This window comes from Deltaproteobacteria bacterium (assembly GCA_030690165.1).
In the GTDB taxonomy this organism is placed as follows: domain Bacteria; phylum Desulfobacterota; class GWC2-55-46; order UBA9637; family UBA9637; genus JACRNJ01.
In genome coordinates this window covers 1-1,350 of record JAUYHF010000054.1, presented here as the reverse complement: position 1 = coordinate 1,350, position 1,350 = coordinate 1, and the positions used below count along the sequence as shown (strand labels likewise).

The window sequence follows — 1,350 nt, the reverse complement described above, 5'->3', positions numbered from 1 at the left end:
CCTCTAAATTCAATGAGGCCGCCATCCTATATCTCAAGGCAAAAGGGGTGTGCGAAGACAAGGAAGAAGAGCTGTCCTGTCTCTTAAGCCTTGGAGATTGCTGGAGGATGATTGGAAAATATGAACTGTCAAAATCCAATTATGAGAAGGCCTATTCCATTGCCGGGCAAATAAGAGACGAGTCATCTGCCGCAGATGCGCTGAGCGGCATCGGGCTTGTTTTAAGGGCAATGGGCAGGCACAGGGAGGCGCTTAAGATATTTTCAAAGGGCGAAGGGTTTTATAAAAAATTTAAAGACAAGACAGGGCTTGCCTTCCTGCTCTGGGCAAAGGCAGGGGCGTATAGAATAAAAGGGGATTTGAACAAGGCCATACAAACATTTAAGCAGGCGATAAGCAGATTTACAGCCATGAAAGATACATCAGGCATTGGCTATTGCCTATGCGGTCTTGGAGGCGCATCACGGGTGTTAGGCAGGATAGATGACTCTTTCAGATACTACTCAAAGGCGAATGAAATTTTCAGGGGGCTTAAAGATACCTTTGGCACAGCCTATTCATACTGCGGGCTTGCAAATGCAACAAGGATGAAAGGGGATTTTAAGGGCTCTTTAGGATATTTTAAAAAGGCAAAGGGGTATTATAAAAAGATTGGCGATAAGGTGAGTTTTGCATACACATTGTGGGGCGAGGGGACTGCCTTGAAGATGATGGGCGATTTGAAAAATGCCAAAGGTGATTTTATAAAGGCGCGGAAATTATTTAATGAGACAAAAGATGAAAGAGGTCTTTCATACTGCGAACTTTCCATTGGCGAATTGGAGTTTTTAAATGGCAGGCCTAAAAGCGCCTCTGTGTTATTTGAAAAGGCATTAAAGAGGGCAAAGGGGTTTTCTTTTGGGGTGGAGATTAAACATATAAGTCGCCTTATAAAGGCGGCAAAGAGCGGAAAAGGGTTTCCGTTTAATCTGCCTTAGAGACAGGGATCATCTGTGTTCCGCCTCATATAACGACTCCATCTCCTGAGCTTATATCTTCTCATATTACGGTTGGAGTTCATCCTTTCGTCTTGGGCTGCCGATGAGACCCTGCGGCCTGAAGAGCATCATGGCAACAAGGGCTGCGCCAAAGATGAGCATCCTGTAGCTCGCAAACCCCCTCAAAACCTCAGGCAGTATAATCAGAATTGCTGCGCCGATTATTGCGCCTGGGATGCTTCCCATGCCTCCAAGCACAACCATTGCAAGGACAAATACAGACTCAAAGAATGTAAAACTCTCCGGCGAAACAAAGGCGAATTTTCCTGCAAAAAAAACCCCTGCAAGACCTGCCCAGAATGCGCCCATGGAA

The 1,350-nt window shown here is 45.6% G+C and carries 2 protein-coding genes; one reads left to right on the top strand and one right to left on the bottom strand.

Going from position 1 to position 1,350, the window contains the following annotated elements; genetic code table 11:
* A partial coding sequence (locus Q8P28_08955; protein ID MDP2682914.1) for a tetratricopeptide repeat protein occupies positions 1–977 on the top strand: 977 nt, incomplete at its 5' end.
* A gap of 66 nt (positions 978–1,043) precedes the next feature.
* On the opposite strand, the gene Q8P28_08950 is transcribed toward Q8P28_08955, so the two are convergent.
* The coding region (locus Q8P28_08950) for a branched-chain amino acid ABC transporter permease (GenBank protein ID MDP2682913.1) at positions 1,044–1,350 on the bottom strand (307 nt) is incomplete at its 5' end.